Origin of the sequence: Rodentibacter haemolyticus, from assembly GCF_015356115.1 — a bacterium.
Classification (GTDB): Bacteria; Pseudomonadota; Gammaproteobacteria; order Enterobacterales; family Pasteurellaceae; genus Rodentibacter; species Rodentibacter haemolyticus.
In genome coordinates this window covers 1960013-1982341 of the sequence record NZ_CP063056.1, presented here as the reverse complement: position 1 = coordinate 1982341, position 22329 = coordinate 1960013, and the positions used below count along the sequence as shown (strand labels likewise).

Genomic DNA, 22329 nt, shown 5'->3' with positions numbered 1-22329 from the left:
AACCGCACTTTTTTTAGTACGGAGAAAAATAAAAAACTGTGCGCTATTTTAATGAATTGCGGTCCATTGAGCAAATCAAGGCGAAACAATCCTTTAAGAATAACCTGAAAGGGTTAGAATATATCTTTAGCCTTTCGCAGTGCCGTAAAGATTTCTAAATCTTTTGCCTGTAAAAAAGGATTAATGCGTTTTTCCAATTTCAATGTGCTTGGTAAACTCGGTTTTCCTTTCTCAAGTAAACTTTCCACCAAAACACGGTGATTTTTAACCGCACTTTTATCAATCACTACGGTTTCTGCAAAATCCAAATTGCTCAAAGTATATTCATGTCCCGAGCAGATGAGGGTTTCATCAGGCAACATATTTAAACGCTGTAATCCCTCAAACATTTGTTCATAATTCCCGGTGAACACCCGACCGCAACCGGCAGAAAATAACGCGTCACCACAAAATAAATGATTATCCAGTAAAAAACTCACGTGTTGGGCGGTATGCCCGCCGGTTGGAATAACCTGAATATGATAATTCGGTGTAATAATATCTCCCTCATTTACAATGTGTGTCGCCCCTTTTTCCGCACATTCTTGAGAACCGTAAATCGGTACGTTCGGATAACGCGCCTTAAATACCGCCACACCTTGCGTGTGATCATGATGTTCGTGAGTAAGTAACACCGCTTCAATCGGCAAATTATGGTTATCAAGCCACGCAAAGAGCTTGTCCGTTTCGGGTAAATCGACAATAATGAGGGGAAAATTTTCTCGTTGATAAAGCCAAATATAGTTGTCATTCAACGCAGGCAAAGCGACCAGCATACTTCCTCTTTCAATTTGGATATTCAATGTTTATTAATTTACAAGCAAAAGCAAAACATACATTTTTCACCCCGACAGGTTGGCAACAGTTGCCACAAGGTGAGGCATATTGTAACGCATTACAACGGGCTTTTGAGCCTTGGTTAGCAAAAATTTTAGGTTGCCAAATTTTAAAACTGGGCGCATTAAGTGCGGAAGTACAAACGCCGTTACCTATGCGTCATCAAATACTTATCAGTGAAAAAATATCGCCGAATTTAACCGCACTTTTAACGCATAGTGATAGTTTAATTCAAGCCGAATTAACGGCACTTCCATTGATTCAAGAGGAAATTCACGCCTGCTTTCTAGCAAATACGCTCAATTTCGCCCAAGATCCCCATCAAATGCTAAGAGAGGTACATCGCGTATTAAGCGATGACGGTTGGATTTTTCTTTCCTTATTTAATCCGATAAGCCCATTGATTTTTAAACGAAAACTTGGCGATTTCCCTTTTCGGAAATATCCTATTTGGCGAATAGCAGATTGGTTGGAACTGCTCAATTTTGAAATTCTAGAGCAAAAAAATCTTTCTATTAAAGAAACTTATTCAACCTTATTTTCCCCCTTAACCCTAATTGTGGCACAAAAACGCCTCACCCCTCTCACATTCAATACAGAAAAAGTGCGGTCAAAAATGCCGGCATTTTTAGAGCCGGCAAGTGCGTTTAAAGAAATCAAGGGTAAATAACCCACTATTCTTCGACTTCTTTAATCGTTTCAGAGGAAGCGTTATTTATGACAGATTCAACGCCCTTCTCTGCGGCGGCTTGTGAAGAATAATACTGGCTGCGACCAATTTCTTGATGGTTTGCCGCTTTCAAAACGAAATAAGGTTTTTCATTTTTAGCAACACGATATTCAAAATTCTTTGCTTCAATACCATTCTTTTGTACGGAAGCAATCCCATTTAATGCAGAGGCTTTTGTTTTATAAAGCTCACTGGTCAAAATAATTTGTCCGTTTGTCGCTTTCAAATTAAACATAAATTGACCGTCTTTTGCTGTTTTTAATTCATAAAATCCTTGCGCCATCATCTCCTCCTATTCGGATTAATATTTCATCATCGGGTCGTTTGTCGAAAATCATTTCGGACAGGGACAATTTACGCTTAAATCCGCCTGAAAACAAGTGATAAACTTTAAGCTTGATAACCCCGAGAAACTTCCCTATTATGCTCGTTCTTTTTCTGATAGAGATCCATTATGAGCGAACAAACTTTTATTCCAGGTAAAGATGCCGCATTGGAAGACAGCATTTCAACATTTCAACAAAAATTGACCGCACTTGGTTTTAATATAGAAGAAGCCTCTTGGCTCAACCCTGTGCCGAATGTATGGTCGGTACATATTCGTGATAAAAATTGCCCGCAATGCTTTTCAAACGGTAAAGGGGCAAGCAAAAAAGCCGCCTTAGCCTCTGCCCTTGGCGAGTATTTTGAACGCCTTTCCACCAATTATTTCTTCGCCGATTTCTATTTGGGGCAAAGCATTGCAAACGGCGATTTTGTACATTATCCGAATGAAAAATGGTTTCCGATCAAAGATGACTCGATGTTACCGGAAGGCATTTTAGACGATTATTTATTGAACTATTTCGATCCCAACAGTGAACTCACGCCGGAATTATTAGTAGATTTACAATCCGGTAATGATGCGCGCGGTATTGTGGCATTGCCTTATGTGCGTCAATCCGATAGCCAAACCGTTTATATCCCACAAAGCATCATTGCAAACCTTTATGTCTCTAACGGAATGTCTGCCGGCAACACCAAATTTGAAGCGCGTGTGCAAGGTTTGTCCGAAGTGTTTGAACGTTATGTGAAAAACAAAATCATTGCAGAAGCAATCAGTTTGCCTGAAATTCCCACCGATGTGATGGCTCGCTTTCCGTCCATTCAAGCCTCAATTACAAAATTGGAAGAAGAAGGCTTTCCGATTTATGCCTTTGATGCTTCATTAGGCGGTAAATATCCGGTCATCTGTGTTGTGTTATTAAACCCAAATAACGGTACTTGCTTTGCTTCTTTCGGTGCGCATCCTAATTTTCAAGTGGCCCTGGAACGTACGGTAACGGAACTTTTACAAGGTCGTAGCTTGAAAGATTTAGATGTGTTTTCACCACCGTCTTTCAATAATGATGATGTTGCCGATCATGCCAATCTTGAAACGCACTTTATTGATTCAAGCGGCTTGATTTCTTGGGATCTGTTCAAACAAGAATCAGATTATGACTTTGCCGATTGGGACTTCAGCGGCACAACTCAAGAAGAATATAACAACCTTATGGCAATTTTCCGTGGGGAAAATAAAGAAGTGTACATTATGGATTATCAACATCTGGATGTGTATGCCTGCCGTATTATCGTGCCGGGTATGTCCGATATTTATCCCGCCGACGATCTTATTTATGCGAATAACAATATGGGAATGGACTGGCGCGAAATTTTACTTGATTTACCGAATTGGCATCATGATGCGGAAACTTACCAAGAACTGTTGGAAGAATTGGACACACAAGGTATTGATGATGCAACCCGTGTTCGTGAATTTATCGGTATCGTTGCCCCTAAAAACAGTGGTTGGACAACCTTGCGCATAGGCGAACTAAAATCCATGCTTCATCTCGCTGTGGGCGAATTGGAACAAGCACTTGACTGGGCAAATTGGACATTGAATATGAATAGTTCCGTATTCACCGCAGAACGTGTCAATTATTATCGGGCTTTAATCAGTGTTATTGAGTTACATTTGGACGAAAATCGCAAACCTGCGCAATATCGCCCCGTATTTGAAAAAATGTATGGCAAAGATGCCGTGCAACAGGCTTGGGCTGCCGTTGCTGAAGAAGGCAATCCGTTCTATAACTTATCCGCAAGCGATGAAGAATTGAAAAATTTCAAAGAACATCAAGCCTTACTAAATGCTTACGAAAAGTTACAAAAAGCCAAGCGTGAAAATTGGAAATAAAAAAAAATCAGGGCAAGTAAAAACTTGCCCTTTTCTATAATAATCAATGGATCAGCATTTGTGCTAACAATTTATTTTGCTTCAACAAGTTATCTGAAATGACCTTAGAGCCTAACGCTCACGCAGCCCCTCACTAAAGGACTCTTCTAATGGACTAAGTAGGTAACTAATTACTGTGCGCATACCTGTTTTTATCTCTGCGGTTACAGCCATCCCGGAGGTTAAAGCAATTTCTTTATCTTTTGCAAATAAAGTATTTTTATCAATACTAATAATTGTACTGAACACTAATCCAAGCTGTTGATGTTCAATCGCATCTAAATTGATATTTTTAACTTTTCCCGTTAAATAGCCATAACGCGTATAAGGAAATGCTTCTAACTTTATAATAGCCTCCTGGCCTTGATTCACAAACCCAATATCTTTATTTGGAATTAAAGCAACAACTTCTAAGGTGTCCTCTTCAGGTACAATAACCATTAGAGTTTCTGCAGTGGTTACCACGCCTCCTTCAGTGTGTGTTTTAAGTTGTTGGATTTTGCCCGATACAGGCGCCTTAATTACGGATGCTTGTTGGCGCTGTTTATTTTTATCTAACTCCAGCCTTGAGATTTTTATATTATCTGTTACCTGACGTAATTTATCCAATACTTCATTTTTGAATAATTGCGTAACGAGCTCATACTCTTCTTTCGCCAATAAAATTTCATTTTCTATTTGCTGTAACTGAGATTGATATACAGCAAGCTCGTTAATGGCTTCTAGATACTTATTCTCTTGTTCAAGAACTGCATGTTTAGAGACTGATTTTTCTTTTAATAGAATTTTGAAATCATTTAATCGACTTTTTTCAATTTTTGATACTCCTTCGTAACGCTTTATTCTTGCTAAAGCGGTAAGTTTTTCAGCTTCTTTTTTTGTTAAATTTAACGCTTTTTGGCGTTTTTGTTTTTGCCAAGTTGAAAATTGTTCTTCAACTAAGCTTTTCAAGCTTAACTTCGTATTTTCATCAAGATCTTCAAATATTCTCTCTTTAGGCAATTCAAAAGGGGGAAGGTAACCTTTTTCAATTGCTTGGGATAAAAGCTGATAACGATATTGTTCCAGCTTCATTTGTTGTAAAGAGGAATGTGTTTTTAGGGCATCTGCATCTGCACCAAGTGCGGTTAATTTTAGGAGTATATCTCCTTGTTGCACTTTATCCCCTTCTTGAACCAGAATCTTATCGACGATGGCATTTTCAATCGGCTTTATTTCCTTACTATGCCCATTATAAACAAGCTTTCCTCCTGCCGTTGCAACGATTTCAACTTTCCCCCAAATAGATAAAATGAGTGCAAGTACTAAAAAAGCCATAATAAAATAGGCTATTGCCCTTGGTTTTTTTGAAACCGGTGTTTCAATTAATTCCAAATGAGCAGGTAAAAACTCATGTTCATCTTTTTCTCGAATCGGGCTATCAAGTTCATGCCGAATTTTCCAAGTATCACGCCATATGCTTCTATAACGTAAGAAAAATTCATAAACGCCCATTAGCCATGTTTTCATGTTTCTCCTCTTTATAATATATTTTAATCTGATTGTAGTTGATATAAATAATGGTATAGGCCTTCAGGATTTAATAATAATTCTTTATGTTTACCTTGCTCTACAATTTGTCCTTTTTCCATTACAATGATCCGATCTGCGTTTTTTACTGTGGATAAACGATGTGCAATAATAATCACCGTTCGATTTTTACAAATCTGATGCATATTACGCATAATGATATGTTCTGATTCATAATCTAAGGCACTTGTCGCTTCATCAAAAATCAGAATTTTAGGGTTATTAACCAATGCTCTTGCAATGGCAATGCGTTGTCGTTGTCCGCCAGATAAGCCGGCACCTTGTTCTCCAACTAAAGTGTTGTATCCTTCTCTCAGTTCTGAAATAAATTCGTGAGCTCCGGCTAATTTTGCTGCACTGATAATTTTTTCCATCGCCATTCCGGGATTGCTCAAGGCAATATTGTCACGAATACTGCGATTCAGAAGTACGTTATCTTGTAATACGACACCAACTTGTCTGCGTAACCAGTTTGGATCAGCAAGGGCTAAATCATGTCCATCAATCAATACTTGACCGTTTTCAGGAATGTAAAAACGTTGAATTAACTTTGTGAGTGTACTTTTTCCGGAACCGGAACGCCCGACAATTCCAATTACTTCCCCTTGTTGAATAGATAAATTGACATTATTTAGAATTAAAGGGGCATCGGGTTTATAACGAAAAAGAATATTACGAAATGTGATATCGCCTTTAATTTCCGGTAAAGCAAGTTTTCCTTGGTAACTTTCTGTTGGTGAATTAAGAACATCTCCTAAACGGCTAACGGAAATACCAACTTGCTGAAAATCTTGCCATATTTGAGCCAATCGTATTACCGGTGCAATAATCTGCCCGGCAAGCATATTGAATGCAATTAATTGACCGATACTCAGATCACCGGATATTACTAAATGAGCGCCTAACCATAAATTAATGACCATTACAGCTTTTTGAATTAATTGGATTCCTTGCTGCCCGATAGTTGCTAATGTCGTTACTTTAAAGCCTGCGGCAACATAGCCCGCTAATTGTTTATCCCAAATTTGAGTCATTTGAGGAGAAACCGCCATTGATTTGATCGTATTTATCGCAGTAACGGACTCTACTAAAAAAGATTGGTTATCTGCGTTTCGAGCAAATTTTTCATCTAAACGACGACGTAAAATAGGACTAATAAAAATAGACCAACCTGCATAAAAAGGTAAAGAAAATAAAATAACAAGTGTTAATTTGGGGCTGTAATACCACATTACGGCAAAAAATATGAAGGAAAACAGTAAATCCAAAATAGAAGTTAGTGCTTGTCCTGTCAGAAAATTACGAATTTGATCTAATTCCCTGACTCGAGCAACGGTATCTCCAACACGACGATTTTCAAAATACGATATGGGTAATGCGAGTAGGTGTCGAAAAAGTTTTGCTCCTAATTCAACATCAATTCGACTGGTACTATGAGCAAAAATATAAGTGCGTAAACCATTTAATACAATCTCAAATAATACGACGATTGCCAGTGAGAACGTAATGATATTCAGGGTAGAAAACCCTCGATGAACAAGTACTTTATCCATTACCACTTGGAAGAAAAGCGGTGTAATTAATGCAAATAATTGTAAGAAAATAGAAACAACGAGCGTTTCTATAAATATCTTTCGATATTTAATGACAGCTGGAATAAACCAAGTAAAATCAAATTTTGCTAATTTTCCGATTATTGAGGCACGAGAAGTAATAAGAATTACATTTCCCTCATAAGCTTGCTGAAATTCCTCTTTTGTAAGTATCCTAGCATTATGTTGTACTAAATCAAAAATCAGATATTGATCCGTTGCCTTATTAATTTTTGTTAGAATAAAGTGCTTACCGTCATTTCGCCAAATTAATGCAGGTAAATAAATAAAGTCTAAGCGCTCTATAGATTTCTTTACTTTTTTGGCTCTAAGTTCTAAAGATTTAGCCGCTAATAACCAAGCCGTAATATCTAAACCTTTCCCATCAAGATCAAATTTATGTTTTATTTCTTCCGGATTAATTGCAATATTATGATATTGAGCTAAAATTTGTAAGGCATATAATCCGCAATCTTGCTGTTCAGTAAAATTCATTATGTCTCCCTAAACAAATAAAAGGGCAATCCTATCTAAAACAGGATTGCCTTTATTTAACAAAAGATTAAGCAGCCGAAGCAGCTAAGGTATTATTATAAGTATTAAATGGTGTTGGCATAGAAGAGTACAGTGAAGCCGCGACCGGTTTAGCTGAATCGCCTCCAAAATTGCCGACTGAAGAAATAATTTTTTGAATATCATTTCCTAATGAAGTCAAAGCTTCTTGTTTTGGGTATGTATAATACCAGGAAAAATGCGTATCACTACCTCCTTTAGCTTTAGCACTATCATTAATAAACTTATCAAGCTCCTGATGAGTCAAAACTCTTCCGTCTTTATCAATAATTTCTTCGATTTTATTGTCTGAACTATCTCCGTCTGGTTTTTTAAACCAATTTTTAAATGTAATGGTAGATCTAGATTGTGTCATTGTAGTCATAACTAGATTATCTCCATCTCTTTGGAAATACACATCTCTGAAAGTGAGGTTAGCTAAACTCAATTTATCATAACCACCATTATCTTCAATAATATGATTTCCATAACCATCCTTATAACGGTAAATATCATTACCCAAACCACCATACATGATATCATTACCAGTTCCACCATCTAATAAATCATCGCCGGTACTACCGTATAATTTATCATTACCGGCTCCACCTAGTAAGATATTTTTATCATTCTTACCACCTAGTGTTTGTAACTCATCGTCACCATCTCCTCCGTCAAGAAAATCGTTTCCTTGTCCTCCGAACAATTTATCATTACCTTCACCACCGGAAAGACGGTCATTACCATTTCCACCTCTGAGGATATCATCACCACTATCTCCATAGAGGCGATCATCGCCGTCATTTCCTTCTAGCACATCATTACCTTTACCGCCGTGGAAAATATCATTAAATTTACTACCATAGAAAGTATCGTTCTTCATTCCACCGAAGATCTCTTCTACAGAGTTTAATTTATCTACAGCTTTTAAATAATGGTTATGACTATGTGTCATTTCATAATGACGATATTGTAAGGTCTCAGTTGATTTTCCTCTTCTAACTTTTTGCTCTTTAACAACCTCTTGCAGAATTTTTACATCTCCTCCCAACCCTTTTGATACAGTATAATTCCCCGCTTGAGTAGCATTTCGACCATCAACAGTTAAATAGCCTGTTTCCGTTTTATTATAATAAACGGTATCATGTCCTTCCCCTGCATTCACTTCTGATGAACCGGCTCCAAGAAAAACCGTATCATTTCTTTTTCCTAGATTTGATACAATTTTGAGCTCGCGATATTGTCGCCCCCCCTTGGTTAAATCCGAATAACCTGCATACATAAACTGTATCAAATTAGCATAATCGTAAACACCGGCTGCACTTTGAACCCCGGTAACAACCCATCTATCAACCCCCTTAACGAGCAGGCTTGTCATATACTCATATTTACCTTCTTGTTTTCTTGAACGAATTTCTTCACCCGGTGTAAAGGTTGGTCTTACAAAGGACAGGGAAGTCGATTTATCACTATCCGGTAAGGCAATATTTCCTTTTAATGGATCAAAAACAACTTGTTTATACTGATCTATATTCATACTTTTGATTTTTCCGTCTTCATATAATTCAGCATATCCTTTGCCACTTTTGATCCGTGCGCCATTTCGACTAACTCCTGCTAGTTCTCCTATATTTTCATCCCAATGTTGCTGAATAATGGCAAGGGAGCGCTGAGTCTTATATTCCTTCGCAAGCTCTGAGAATTTTTCTAAAGCCTTTTCCGCTATATATTCGGCATGTCGAGAATCATACCCGTTCTCAAAATAATTTTTACCGCCATTTTTCTTCTCCCATTCAGCAATTTCACTTGCTAACTTATCTGCAACATGCTCAAACATTGCTTGTTTTGATGCTTCAAGGATACCGGAAATAATACTTGTGATCGCACCAACTAATAAGCTAACAGGAGCACCAACTAAAGAAGCTGCTGATGCAGCACTTACTCCTGCCGAAATAGCATTCATTACAGTATTAATGGTTGTTAAGGCTGCTTCTATTGTTCCGGATTCTCTGTAAAACGAGGCAAGTAAAGCATCTCCTTCATAGCCAAATTTCTTAAAGCGTTGCGAAAGTTTTTCTAATTCTTTAGCTCGATCAAATTGGTTGGCTACATTGAGAAAAGAAAGAGGACTAATAGCCAAAGTCACCATTGAAGCAATTAACCCGGCACTCGCAGCACTGGTAGATAATCCTCTTGCTACACGATAGGCAATAATATATTTAGATACCGCCTTACCTACATTACCTAATACTTTAGCTGATAATTCAACACCTGCTGCCGCTTGTGCGCCTTTATCTCCTTTTTTATCGGCAAGAATAAAAGCTGCAGAAACCGCTGATAAAACACCGGATAATGCTTCAATCCCTGAACCTACATTGCCAAAATTGGGTAAATTTTTCAATTTATTACCAACATTACCTAAATGCTTAGTTTGAGATAGCGCATCGCCTAATTTGTTTAGTTGGCTTGAAAAAGAATCAAGATTACTCACAATACTAGAAGCGGTATCAACAAGCTGATTGATTAAATCTATGCTTGCTTTTGCCAATTCTTCGTCGCCTATTTTTTCACCATTTTTGCGTCGTTGAATTAGTTCATCAAGATCCATACTTGATAACGCAGTTCCTAAGAAATTTTGTAATGTAGATAATACGCTTGCAGCTTTTGAGGTATGGTTAGCAAGGTTCCCAGCACTATTAGAAAATTTATATTTACTCAATAATTTATCTATTGTAGGGGCAAATAACGCTAAACCACGTTCAGTTAACCCTAATAATTGTTCGCCGGTGCCAAAAATTTCTTTAGCTAAAGCGGTTGAATTTTTTTCTGAACGATGAACTTCAATACCTAAGTCATCTGCAGCCTTAACTAATTCATTTAGGCTGGATCCTTGTCCTTCATAATCTTTTGGAACATATAAAATGAGTTTTTTTCCGGCTTGCTTAGCACGTTCTGCCGCTTTTTGTAGTGCTTGTTTAGTTGCTGCAGCTTTTGCTGCTGCACTTTGTTTGACATTAGCGAGTTTTGATTGTAGATTCGCCATATACTATTCTCCTTCTTTAAGAATTGAAAATTTAAAATCCGGTTTTGTTTTTAGCTCACTCATTAGCTCAAAGTGATATTGTTGAAAAATTTTACTTGCTAGTTTTTTGTCAATTTTACCTCCATGAAACTCGACTATTTTTCCTGTTTTACCATTAGGTTCTATCCTGATAGCACGAAATACATCATGTGCAAAAAGCTTGCGCATGTGTTTATATAACGCCCCGTTATCACCAAAAGGAGCGATCCAATCGATAAACCATTTTCTATCGCCGGAATTCCAGTCTTCTGCAGATAATGAAGCGACATCATCAAGATATTTCACTTCATTTTCTAAACTTAGATTTGCCCAGCTACAAAATGCAACAGGAAAATTATTACGCATTAATAAAACGTATTGATTATGATGAATAGCAGGCAATGTATTAATTGCGAGTAAAGAAAGTGACCAATTTCGGTGTAGTGGGGAATTTGCCCACAGCCAAGCGATATGCCCTAAGGTCTCAAATGGGGCATTTATGTTATTAACACTCAATGATTTATCTCCTTTTAAAAATTTTAGATTACTTAAATGACAGTCTAAACTTGTTAAACTATTATATTGAAAATTACGAAATAATAGTTTTTTGTCTGTTATATAGAAATCAAATCGATATTTAACACCGAAAATTCCTATTTTTATAATATTAATAACTATTAAGAAAGTGAAAACGCCGTGCAATCTACAGAAATAGTTCAAGAAAAGGAAGCTTTTTTATTAGTTAAAAGAATATAAATAACTTTTTTTTGATATATATCAAAAAGTGGAATTGATTATGATTAACATTTAAGCTAAAAGTTAGCATCTATAGAGTAATAAGAATGATCGAAGATGCATTTTATCGTTTGAAAACTGGAGTTGAGCCTAACTAGACCAAGATTGTTGAATGCCTAATATCAAAAATCAGATCGATGAAAAATTGAACAGATGGTAATTAAATTTGTGTTGAATTACTCATTTATTGGCAAGTCAGTGCTAGTAATGAATATTTCGTAAACAAAAACATTTTTTATTCGCAGTCAGTGGGGGTCTTGTATGATTTAGCAACGTTAAATGAGGTGTTTAAAAGGCTTTTGGTTAAAAGCATTATTCCGAGTGAAAGCTAAATCGTAATAAAAGGAGATTAACTTACCTGTGGCGAAATTAAAACGGTAAATCCTGATGAATTTGATTAAATGAAACTCAAGTTTTAAGAATAGATATTTTTTGAAATAAAAGACAAGCCTATAATTCTCGCCTGATAATAAAATAAACTTAAAGGAATATCGGGCTTTGATAAAAGGATGGAAGTTGAATTGAACAATTGGTGGGTCGTGAAGGATTCGAACCTTCGACCAACGGATTAAAAGTCCGCTGCTCTACCGACTGAGCTAACGACCCATATCGTCTTGACATGGTGCGTATAATACTGATTTTATTTTCTGACGCAAGTAGAATTTTGCATCTTTCTTATTAATTGAGTGAATTACAAACAATTTAATTACTCAACATTCGATAAAACTAAAAAAGCAGCATTTATTTTTAAACGCTGCTTTTAGTGATAAAAACCAAAAAGTTTAAGATTAGTACGCTAACACTGCACGACGGTTTTTAGAGTATGCCGCTTCGTCATGACCTAACACAGCTGGTTTCTCTTCACCGTAAGAAACTGTTGATACTTTGCTACCTTCTACGCCTTTACCCGCTAAGAAAGATTTAACCGCATCAGCACGACGTTGACCTAAAGCGATGTTGTATTCCGGCGTACCACGTTCGTCAGTGTTACCTTCAACAACAACTTTAGATGCAGGTGTTGCATTTAAGTATGCTGCATGTGCATCTAAGATTTGTACATATTCACCTTCGATGTTGTATTTGTCAAAACCGAAATATACGGTATTGTAACGTTGTTGAAGATCTTCAACAGAATAACCACCGAAAGTTTGACCGTTATTATTTGCACCGTTACCGGCTGCATCGTTGCTGGAAGAGCTACACGCTGCCAATGCAGCCACAGAACCGGCAACTAATAATGATTTAACAAATTTGTTCATTAGATTCTCCTAATTACATTTCACTTAGTTAAGTATGGTGACCAAGCCGGAAATTTAACTTGCCCACTACTTCCTGGAAGACTAGCCTTAAAACGACCATCTGCAGAAACCAATTGTAGCACCTTTCCTAAACCTTGGGTAGAACTATAAATAATCATAATACCGTTAGGAGAAATGCTCGGACTTTCACCGAGGAAAGAGGTACTTAAAACTTCAGAGGCACCAGTTGAAAGATCTTGTTTTACCACGTTATTATTGCCATTAATCATAACAAGTGTTTTCCCATCAGCACTTATCTGCGCACTACCACGTCCACCAATCGGGGTTGCCCCAGCTCCGTTGGCACTCATACGATAAATTTGAGGTGAACCGCTTCTATCCGAAGTAAATAAGATTGAATTTCCATCAGGAGACCATGAAGGCTCGGTATTGTTGCCGGCTCCTCGGGTTAATTGTGTTGGTGTTCCGCCATTTGCGCCCATCACATAAATATTTAATGTTCCATCTTGTGATGAAGCAAAAGCCAAACGCGAACCGTCCGGAGAAAAAGCCGGAGCGCCGTTATGACCAGGGAACGATGCAACAACTTTACGAGCACCGGAACCTAAATCTTGCACGACTAACTGTGATTTTCTATTTTCAAACGATACGTAAGCTAAACGCTTACCATCCGGTGACCACGCCGGCGACATAATAGGTTGGGAACTACGATTCACTACAAATTGGTTATAACCGTCATAATCCGCTACACGCACTTCATAAGGTTGTGAACCACCGTTTTTTTGTACCACATAAGCAATACGAGTTCTGAAAGCACCACGAATACCGGTTAATTTTTCAAAAACCTCATCACTTACAGTATGTGCGCCATAACGTAACCATTTGTTGGTTACCACATAACTATTCTGAGCCAATACAGCCCCTGCCGAACCTGATGCACCAACAGTATCAACAAGCTGGTAAGAAATATTATAGCCGCTACCGGTTGCAGTTATCTGCCCTACTACAACGGCATCAATCCCTAATGCAGTCCAAGCCTCAGGATTAACTTCAGAGGCTGAAGTTGGCCTTTGAGGCATTTGACTTACTGAGATAGGGTTAAATTTACCGCTATTACGTAAATCATCAGAAATGATCTTAGCCATATCCTCCGGTGCCACACCGGCAAAAGGTACGACTGCGATCGGACGGGCTCCGTCCACCCCTTCATCAATCACAATGCGAACCTCATCTTCCGCAACGGCATAACTTACGACGGCAAATACAACCGCAAACACGCCTACAAGCTTTTTAATTAATTTCATTTTGTTCCCTTTGAGTAAACTCATTTATTATTTCAAGCCCATTATTTAATGTCAAAATCAATAATCGGAGCTTTGTATTTATTGTACACAGCATCAGAGGGCGCAGCAGGAACTTTTTTTGTTCTTGCAACCGCACTTAATGCGGCGGTACAAATATCTTCCGGTCCCGATATTTTCTGATAACCTAGAATTGTGCCATCGCGACCTAACTGAATTTTAATACGACACACCTTACCGGCAAAGCTCGGATCCTTCAAGAAACGACGTTGAATTTCTTTTTTAATCACACCGGCATATTGATCACCGACTTTACCGCCATCACCGGCACCTAATCCCGCTCCATGACCTTGAGAGCCTCCCTTGTTGCCATTACCGCCTTTAGAAGCACTACCACCACCGATATCACCACCATTTAAGAAATTATCCAATGCTGCCTGATCAGCCTTACGCTTTGCAGTAGCTTCAGCTTTGGCTTTTGCCTCAGTGGCAGCTTTTGCTTTAGCTTCCGCCTCGGCTTTTGCTTTCATTTCTGCCGCTTTTGCCTTAGCTTCCGCCTCGGCTTTTGCTTTTTCTTCAGCTTGTTTCTTTGCTTTCTGAGCGGCTTCGGCAGCTTTCGCTTTTGCTTCTTCTTCCGCTTTTTGGGCGGCTGCCAAACGTTTTGCTTCCGCCTCGGCTTTCAACTTCGCTGTTTCAGCCTCTTGCTTCGCTTTAGCTTCTTCAGCACGTTTTTGCTTTTCCAACGCTTCTTGACGGGCAATTTCTTGCTGTTTTTGTTTTTCTGCGATTTCTTGTTTCTGACGCTCAATTTCTTTTTGTCGTTGAAGTTCCTGTTGGCGTTTTAATTCTTCTTGCCGGAGAACGTCTTCTTGTTCTACAGGTTTTTCTTCGACAACAGGTTCAGGCTTTTTCTGCTTATCCGCTTGACCTTTTTTCTGTTGTTGAATCCGCCCCCACTCTTGTGCGGCATTTCCAGTGTCAACCATCACTGCGCCTAACGCATCACCATCGCCTTCACCACCGCCCATTATTTCAACGGTTTGATAGAAAGAACTCCAAATCAACAACCCAAACAGGGCAAGGTGCATAAAAATCGAAATGACAAACGCATTCACACCTTTTTTTTGTCGATTATTCTGCACGTTTTACCTACCCCACTAAATCGGATTTGTCATTAAACCGACGGATTTAATGCCTGCCAAATGAAGTAAATTCAATGCTTTTATCACTTCTTCATAAGGCACTTCTTTTGCTCCTCCAACAAGGAACATTGTATTATTATCTTTATCAAATTCTTGCTTTGATAGCTGCGTTACCATCTCTTCCGTTAAACCTTCTTGACGCTCTCCGCCAATGGAAAGTGCGTATTGTCTCACTCCTGATACTTCCAAGATAACCGGAGTTTTATCTTCATTCGACACATTCTGACTTTGCACGGAATCCGGCAGTTCAACTTGAACACTTTGGCTAATAATCGGCGCTGTTGCCATAAAAATAAGCACAAGTACGAGCAACACGTCTAAAAACGGCACAATATTGATTTCAGATTTAATTTCTTTACGTGAACGACGAGTCATATTTTCCTCTAAAACTTCACTAAAAATGACCGCACTTTATGTGAAGTATGAAGTGCGGTTAATTCTCCGATTATTTTTTAATGAGAATGCGGAGCTTTACCAAAGGCTTGACGATGTAAAATTGTGGTAAATTCATCAATAAAATTGCCATAATTTTGTTCAATAGCATTCACTCGTAAACTTAAACGGTTATAAGCCATTACTGCCGGAATCGCTGCAAATAAACCGATTGCCGTTGCAATTAATGCTTCTGCAATACCCGGGGCGACCATCTGTAACGTTGCCTGTTTCGCACCACTTAACGCCATAAATGCATGCATAATCCCCCATACCGTACCGAATAAACCGATATAAGGACTTACCGATGCAACGGTTGCCAAAAACGGAACTCGGCTTTCAAGGCTTTCTATTTCACGGTTCATCGCAAGATTCATCGCACGTGTCGTTCCCTTAATAATCGCTTCAGGCGCATCGGCATTCACTTGTTTTAAACGTGAAAATTCTTTAAATCCTACAAAGAAAATCTGCTCGCTCCCGGTTAATACATCACGGCGATTTGATAAACCTTCATATAATTTATTGAGATCTTCACCTGACCAAAAACGATCTTCAAAAGTGTTTGCTTCTTTTAACGCGGCGGTTAATATGCGGCTACGTTGAATAATAATAGCCCAAGAAATAATTGAGAATAAAATTAAAATCACAATTACAAGTTGGACGACAATACTTGCTTTTAGAAAAAGATCTAAGAAGTTCAATTCTGCAGTCATTACCTACTCCGAGAAAGGTTACATATTGTTTGAAAAAGTGGCTTTTATTTCAGCCGGAATCGCTATCGGTTTCATTTTACCCAGATCAACATAGGCTACCTTAACAGTAGCCTTTGATAGAATTACTGTCTCTCGCAGTAGTCGTTGCTCAAAAAGAATCGTTGCCCCTTTTATTGCGGTAACTTCTGTTTCAACAATAAGATAGTCATCCAGTTTTGCCGGAAAGCAATAATCAATCGCCATCGTTTTGACAACAAATGCCGCTTGTTGTTCCTGCAATAATTTTTGTTGAGAAAACGCTTGTTTTCGCAGATATTCCGTTCTTGCCCGCTCATAAAAATGCAAGTAGCGCGCATGATAAACCACACCACCAGCATCCGTATCCTCATAGTAAACTCGCACCGGTAAACGAAAAATCTTTGAATCCATTTCATTTTCCTTCTTCAACAGTTTGAAGTTGCGTATTCTAGAGTCAGTTCTTACTCTACGCAAGTACTTTCAAATCAACCGAGATTTAATTAATTATAAATAATGCTCAATAATCGCAAATAAAAATGCTAAATAACCCAAATAAGGGAAAAATACCAACTGCCAAAAAGTGCGGTTGATTTTAAAGCCGATTCCATGAATCCATAAAATAACCAAACCCCATAAAATGAAGAGTATGAGAAATGGATTTGCCGTTCTTAATTGAGTAGAAAACTGATTGATATTAAAGAAAAAAGCAAAGGTTAATACAACTGCCAAAATAAATGAAAGGGTTCTTAATGAACCCTTATTTACATATTGATAGAGAGATTGAATCATTACTCGTCAAATTTCCCTAAATTGTCTTTGTTTGTTGTAACTTTTACGCTGGCAAAAATTGCGGCTAAAACACCCACTACCCAAATTGCGTATAACATACCATATCTCCTTTAGTATAATGAGTTTTTATTTTCTTCCACAAAGTTTTCATCCAAACGACCAAACATTTTAATGTATGACCAAATGGTGTAAGCAAGAGAAATCGTTACGAATACAAGTGATAACCCTAGCATTAAGGTTAAGGTTAATTCGCTTGATGTCGCATCCCACATTAACAGACTCTGTTCCGGGTGTGAGCTTGAAGGCATTACAAATGGGAACATAGAAACTGCTGCCGTAATAATTACACCAGCCATGGTTAACGATGAGAAGAAGAAAGCAAAACCACAACGATTTGCTTTTGATGCCGCCACATTTAATAATGCACCAAACACTGCTAATGCAGGGAAAACCCATAAAATCGGCATTTCACTAAAGTTTCTGAACCATGCACCGATCTCAGCCGAAACCTCTTTCCCCATCGGAGAAGAAGGGGCAAAATGATCAATCGTACTAGTTACGATATAACCTTCTTTGAAATATAACCATATACCTGCCAACACGAATGCGATCAAGGTAACAAATGCACCGACTTGAGTAATTGCGCGTGCGCGATCTCTTAATTCGGCAGTGGTTTTCATTTGCAGCCAGTTCGCACCATGCGTAACAAGCATTGCTAAGCTAATCACACCACATAATAATGCAAATGGATTTAATAATGCGAAGAACGAACCGGTGTAAGTGATTTGTGCAATCTCATTAAATTCGAACGGAACACCTTGCAACAAGTTACCAAAGGCAACTCCGAACACTAATGCAGGCACAAAACCACCGGCAAATAATCCCCAATCCCATACGGCACGCCAAGTCGGATTATCAATTTTAGCACGATATTCAAAGCCGATAGGACGGAAGAATAAAGCCGCTAAAACCAATACTAAAGCAATATAAAAACCGGAGAAAGATACCGCATAAACAATCGGCCATGCGGCAAACACCGCACCACCGGCAGTTAATAACCAAACTTGGTTACCATCCCAGTGAGGTGCAATTGAGTTAATCATAATACGGCGTTCTACCTCTTTTTTACCGGCGACGGGTAAAAGTGCGGTCACCCCCATATCAAATCCGTCAGTTACAGAGAAACCGATCAGCAATACAATGACTAACACCCACCAAATAAAACGTAGAAATTCATAATCAATCATAATTCGTCCCCTGCTTATTTAGATGATTGTTCAAAATAGTATTTGCCGGTTTTCAATGAACTTGGACCTAAACGCGCATACTTAAACATCAAATACATTTCAGCAATAATAAATGCTAAATAAAGCACACAAATTAAACCAATAGAGAACCAAAGATCACCTACACCTAAATTTGAGGCGGACACCCCTACCGGTAATACTTCATAAATCGCCCATGGTTGACGACCGTATTCAGCTAAGAACCAACCGCATTCAATAGCAATCCAAGGTAACGGTAAACCCCATATTAGTGCTTTTAACAATAATGGACTTTGGGTTACTTTATCACGCAAGTTCTGAACAAAAGCACCAAACGCCAATAATACGATTAAACCACCTGCCGCAACCATTGCGCGGAATGCCCAGAAGTTAGGACCTACGTTTGGAATAGTATCACGCGCAGCCTGCTTGATTTGTTCTTCTGTCGCATCAACGACTTTATCGGTATAAGGTTTTAATAATAAACCAAAGCCTAAGTCTTGTTTCACTTCTTCAAATTTTGCTTTTGTTTCAGGGTTTACTTGACCTAATGCTTTTTTCTCAGCTTTTAATTGAGTGAAAAGCTCATAAGCGACGATACCGTTACGAACTCGAGTTTCATTTAATGTCTGAAGATCTTTTAAACCGACAATTTCTTTATCAAAAGAACGGGTTGCCACAATACCACCAATTGCAGGAATTTGAACAGCAAACTCATTACGCATTTCGGCTGAATTCGGTAATGCAATAACATTGAACGCCGCCGGAGCAGGATGAGTTTCAAATTCTGCTTCCATTGCCGCCAATTTCACAGGCTGCGCTTTACCGATGTCATAACCGGATTCATCACCAAGAATTAACACCGCAACAGATGCAATGAACCCCCAAGTTGCTGCAATCGAAAAAGAACGTTTCGCAAAACCTAGATCGCGACCTTTTAATAAATAAAACGAACTAATTGCCAATACAAAGAATGCACCTGTTACATAACCTGCAGAAAGCGTATGCAAGAATTTACTTTGTGCAACCGGATTTAACCATAAATCCATAAAGCTGGTCATTTCCATACGTACGGTTTCAAAATTGAATTCTGACGCAACAGGATTTTGCATCCAACCGTTTGCGACTAAAATCCACATCGCAGAAAGATTTGAACCGAATGCTACACAGTAAGTTGCGAGTAAATGCTTACCTTTGGTTAAACGATCCCAACCAAAGAAGAACAAACCTACAAAAGTAGATTCTAAGAAGAATGCGAGTAACGCTTCAATGGCTAATGGCGCACCGAAAATATCACCTACATAATGAGAATAATAAGACCAGTTAGTACCGAATTGGAATTCCATAATAATACCGGTCGTTACACCAAGGGCAAAGTTAATACCAAATAACTTACCCCAGAATTTTGTCATATCTTTATAAACTTCTTTACCTGTCACAACATAGGTTGTTTCCATTATTACTAAAACAAAGGATAAACCTAACGTTAGAGGTACAAAAATGAAGTGATATAACGCAGTTAAGGCAAACTGCAAGCGAGAAAGTTCAACAACGTCTAACATCTCAACCTCTTGTAAAAATTACAAGTCATTCACTATGATTAATAAAGGTCTCCCTTAAATAACCACCCCCAAATACTTAATCGGATCATTTGAACAAATTAAGTAAATACTGAATCACCACACATAACAAATCCTTTTGAAGTGATAACAAAATGATGAATTATGAAACTGGTAACTCAAGAACGTTGCTATTTTACTACTAATCATAAGGATAAAAAATACAAAAAACGTTATCTGGATCACATTTTTGATATAAACTAATAAATAACTCCCGCGAGTTATATCCCCACAAATTGACGCAGATCAATTTCATTGATTTTACTATTAAAATCAAATACTCGCCAAAATACAAGAAATAATACCTAGACATTTACCGCATATTTTGTTATCTTCGCCCCAATTTTATTTGGAGAATAATCACTAAAGGATTCCACAATGAAAAAAATTTCGCTTATTTTGACCGCACTTTTTTCTACGATGTCATTCTCCGTCGTTATTGCAGCACCGCAAAAAAATAAAGAGATATTACCGGAACAGTGTGCGCAACTATTTAAAGAAACGGAAACCTTAATAGCCCAAGCGGAAAAACAACCGGGAACTCACATACAGGTGAGTAAAATCAAAAACAAACTTAACCAAAGTAAAAAGCAGATCCTTGAAATGGAACTCGCAACCCAGCTAAAAAGCTGTAACATCGGTTTAGCAAAATTAAACAATATGAAAAATTATATAGAGGAAACTCACTAATTAGCTTTTTAGAGATCAAATTCGAAAGCTTTATTGAGGTTATGAATAAGGGGAGCTTTGGAAACAAGTTGGTCAAGACTGAATTCAGATTGGGGGAAAGAGAACTTTTGAGCAGCAACTTTCCTTTTTTGATAGACCTATTAGATCAAACCTCTAGCTCAATATCTAGAGGTTTATTCAAAAGTTTGAAAACCTGTCAATCGACAGGTTTTCTTTTTTAAATTCGCTAAAAACTCACCGCACTTTTCAGTTTTTTAAGTGCATTCGTTTCAAGCTGGCGAATTCGTTCTGCAGAAACATTATATTTTGCTGCCAACTCGTGCAACGTCGCCTTATTATCATCCAACCAACGGGCTTTGATAATATCTTGACTGCGCACATCTAAACTTTGTAATGCGATACCTAATTGCTCGGTAGCCTGACTTTCAAAATTTTCATCTTCAAGTTCAGCGGCAAAGTTAGAACCCTTATCTTCCAAATAAAGAGATGGGGAATAGCTTTCCGTTTCACTATTATCTGTTGGTAAATCAAAGGCAACATCGGCACCTGTCATACGGGATTCCATTTCAAGCACATCTTCTTTAGAAACCCCTAACTCGTTCGCCACCATATCTACTTCGTTTTCATTAAACCAACCAAGACGTTGTTTAGTTTTACGTAGATTAAAGAATAATTTTCGCTGTGCTTTAGTCGTTGCGACTTTCACAATACGCCAGTTACGAAGTACATACTCATGAATTTCCGCTTTAATCCAATGTACTGCAAATGAAACTAAACGCACGCCTACTTCAGGATTAAAACGTTTTACGGCTTTCATTAAGCCGATATTACCCTCTTGGATTAAATCTGCTTGCGGCAAACCATAACCGGAATAGCCACGAGCTACGTGAATCACAAAACGAAGATGAGACAAGACTAATTTTTTCGCCGCCTCAATATCTCCGCGATAGTATAAACGCTCTGCCAATTCCTTTTCTTCCTCTGCGGTCAGCATCGGATACTCATTTGCCGCACGGATATAACCTTCGATACTACCCTGAGGAATCAACATCATTTGTGCTTCTTTATCCATTCTTTTCCTTCTTTATTTTGGTGATAACCAATCAATTTAGCTCAGTTATAACACAATAAGCCGTCTTATTGAATCAATTTGTTTAATAAGACAAGTTTTACCGATTAAAAGTTCGATTTTATTAATTATTTCTTTAAAGCCTCAATATTGAATACCAAATTATTATTAATGACATTGAAAAGTAGATCAATATTCGGATGCTTACCCGGATTTACTTTTGCTTCCGCCACATATTCCGCAAACCACTCAAGCCCCTGCTGTGCCGAAGTGCGGTCTAATTTTCCATTAAATTTTTCAGAAAGGGCATAATAAAGGCGCAATGAGCCGAGTTTACCCGCAACAGCAGGAATATGATGAATGACCTCATTGCCCTGCCTTACATTTAAGCCGTTTAAATGATCAATGACTGGTAAGGTTTCTAAAATTTCTTTGAAATTCATCTGCTTTCCTTATATAGAATGGTTTTTGTTCCGGCAATTATAGCATAGGTTTCGGTGTAACCCGTTAGAAATAAAAAAGCGATCGCTTTTTCATTTG

Annotated in this window: 20 protein-coding genes and 1 tRNA gene; 3 read left to right on the top strand and 18 right to left on the bottom strand. The window is 38.1% G+C overall.

The features are described 5' to 3' along the window. Positions 1-113: 113 nt before the first annotated feature. On the bottom strand, positions 114-815 hold the full coding sequence (gene gloB, locus IHV77_RS09370) for a hydroxyacylglutathione hydrolase (protein WP_194811703.1): 702 nt from the start codon (positions 813-815) through the stop codon (positions 114-116). A gap of 26 nt (positions 816-841) precedes the next feature. Between gloB and IHV77_RS09365 the strand changes: the two genes are divergently transcribed. Then, complete coding sequence (locus tag IHV77_RS09365; RefSeq protein WP_194811702.1) at positions 842-1546, top strand: class I SAM-dependent methyltransferase; 705 nt, start codon at positions 842-844, stop codon at positions 1544-1546. A 4-nt stretch (positions 1547-1550) separates the two neighbouring features. Here the strand turns inward: IHV77_RS09365 and IHV77_RS09360 are convergent, their stop codons facing one another. Further along, entirely contained in the window at positions 1551-1889 is a 339-nt protein-coding gene (locus IHV77_RS09360) for a YegP family protein (RefSeq protein WP_194811701.1), read from the bottom strand. 171 nt (positions 1890-2060) lie between these two features. Here IHV77_RS09360 and ycaO point away from each other — a divergent pair, with 171 nt between their 5' ends. After that, positions 2061-3824, top strand: a complete 1764-nt coding sequence (gene ycaO / locus IHV77_RS09355) for a 30S ribosomal protein S12 methylthiotransferase accessory factor YcaO (RefSeq protein ID WP_194811700.1) — start codon at positions 2061-2063, stop codon at positions 3822-3824. Between the two features lie 111 nt (positions 3825-3935). On the opposite strand, the gene IHV77_RS09350 is transcribed toward ycaO, so the two are convergent. The 14 genes from IHV77_RS09350 to IHV77_RS09285 form a co-directional block, all read right to left on the bottom strand. Next, positions 3936-5372, bottom strand: coding sequence for an HlyD family type I secretion periplasmic adaptor subunit (locus IHV77_RS09350; protein ID WP_194811699.1), 1437 nt, complete (start codon positions 5370-5372; stop codon positions 3936-3938). A 23-nt stretch (positions 5373-5395) separates the two neighbouring features. Beyond that, entirely contained in the window at positions 5396-7519 is a 2124-nt protein-coding gene (locus IHV77_RS09345) for a type I secretion system permease/ATPase (RefSeq protein ID WP_194811698.1), read from the bottom strand. A gap of 67 nt (positions 7520-7586) precedes the next feature. Next, positions 7587-10619, bottom strand: coding sequence for an RTX family hemolysin (locus IHV77_RS09340; protein WP_194811697.1), 3033 nt, complete (start codon positions 10617-10619; stop codon positions 7587-7589). Positions 10620-10622: 3 nt separating this feature from the next. Next, positions 10623-11153, bottom strand: coding sequence for a toxin-activating lysine-acyltransferase (locus IHV77_RS09335; protein WP_194811696.1), 531 nt, complete (start codon positions 11151-11153; stop codon positions 10623-10625). 809 nt (positions 11154-11962) lie between these two features. Continuing rightward, a tRNA-Lys gene (locus tag IHV77_RS09330) sits at positions 11963-12038 on the bottom strand. A gap of 182 nt (positions 12039-12220) precedes the next feature. After that, a complete protein-coding gene (pal, locus tag IHV77_RS09325; RefSeq protein ID WP_194811695.1) occupies positions 12221-12691 on the bottom strand; it encodes a peptidoglycan-associated lipoprotein Pal in 471 nt (156 codons plus the stop codon). Positions 12692-12711: 20 nt separating this feature from the next. Next, positions 12712-13995 (bottom strand): Tol-Pal system beta propeller repeat protein TolB, encoded by a 1284-nt coding sequence (tolB, locus tag IHV77_RS09320; protein ID WP_194811694.1) that lies wholly within the window; start codon positions 13993-13995, stop codon positions 12712-12714. Positions 13996-14036: 41 nt separating this feature from the next. Continuing rightward, on the bottom strand, positions 14037-15134 hold the full coding sequence (gene tolA, locus IHV77_RS09315) for a cell envelope integrity protein TolA (RefSeq protein WP_194811693.1): 1098 nt from the start codon (positions 15132-15134) through the stop codon (positions 14037-14039). A 15-nt stretch (positions 15135-15149) separates the two neighbouring features. Next, on the bottom strand, positions 15150-15569 hold the full coding sequence (tolR, locus tag IHV77_RS09310) for a colicin uptake protein TolR (RefSeq protein WP_194811692.1): 420 nt from the start codon (positions 15567-15569) through the stop codon (positions 15150-15152). 77 nt (positions 15570-15646) lie between these two features. Then, positions 15647-16339 carry a protein TolQ gene (gene tolQ / locus IHV77_RS09305; protein ID WP_194811691.1) on the bottom strand — a complete coding sequence of 231 codons (693 nt, stop codon included), beginning with the start codon at positions 16337-16339 and terminating at the stop codon, positions 15647-15649. Positions 16340-16357: 18 nt separating this feature from the next. Continuing rightward, positions 16358-16768 carry a tol-pal system-associated acyl-CoA thioesterase gene (gene ybgC / locus IHV77_RS09300; protein WP_194811690.1) on the bottom strand — a complete coding sequence of 137 codons (411 nt, stop codon included), beginning with the start codon at positions 16766-16768 and terminating at the stop codon, positions 16358-16360. Between the two features lie 93 nt (positions 16769-16861). Further along, entirely contained in the window at positions 16862-17146 is a 285-nt protein-coding gene (gene ybgE, locus IHV77_RS09295) for a cyd operon protein YbgE (RefSeq protein ID WP_194811689.1), read from the bottom strand. A 110-nt stretch (positions 17147-17256) separates the two neighbouring features. Next, positions 17257-18393, bottom strand: a complete 1137-nt coding sequence (cydB, locus tag IHV77_RS09290) for a cytochrome d ubiquinol oxidase subunit II (protein WP_194811688.1) — start codon at positions 18391-18393, stop codon at positions 17257-17259. 14 nt (positions 18394-18407) lie between these two features. Further along, positions 18408-19973, bottom strand: a complete 1566-nt coding sequence (locus IHV77_RS09285) for a cytochrome ubiquinol oxidase subunit I (RefSeq protein ID WP_194811687.1) — start codon at positions 19971-19973, stop codon at positions 18408-18410. Between the two features lie 435 nt (positions 19974-20408). Here IHV77_RS09285 and IHV77_RS09280 point away from each other — a divergent pair, with 435 nt between their 5' ends. Continuing rightward, positions 20409-20720: a DUF5339 domain-containing protein gene (locus IHV77_RS09280; protein ID WP_194811686.1), complete on the top strand. Its 312-nt coding sequence runs from the start codon at positions 20409-20411 to the stop codon at positions 20718-20720. 226 nt (positions 20721-20946) lie between these two features. On the opposite strand, the gene rpoH is transcribed toward IHV77_RS09280, so the two are convergent. Together rpoH and IHV77_RS09270 are read right to left on the bottom strand one after the other, a co-directional pair. Continuing rightward, a complete protein-coding gene (gene rpoH, locus IHV77_RS09275; protein WP_194811685.1) occupies positions 20947-21792 on the bottom strand; it encodes an RNA polymerase sigma factor RpoH in 846 nt (281 codons plus the stop codon). 125 nt (positions 21793-21917) lie between these two features. Beyond that, complete coding sequence (locus IHV77_RS09270; RefSeq protein ID WP_194811684.1) at positions 21918-22232, bottom strand: DUF2322 family protein; 315 nt, start codon at positions 22230-22232, stop codon at positions 21918-21920. Between the last annotated feature and the right edge of the window lie 97 nt (positions 22233-22329).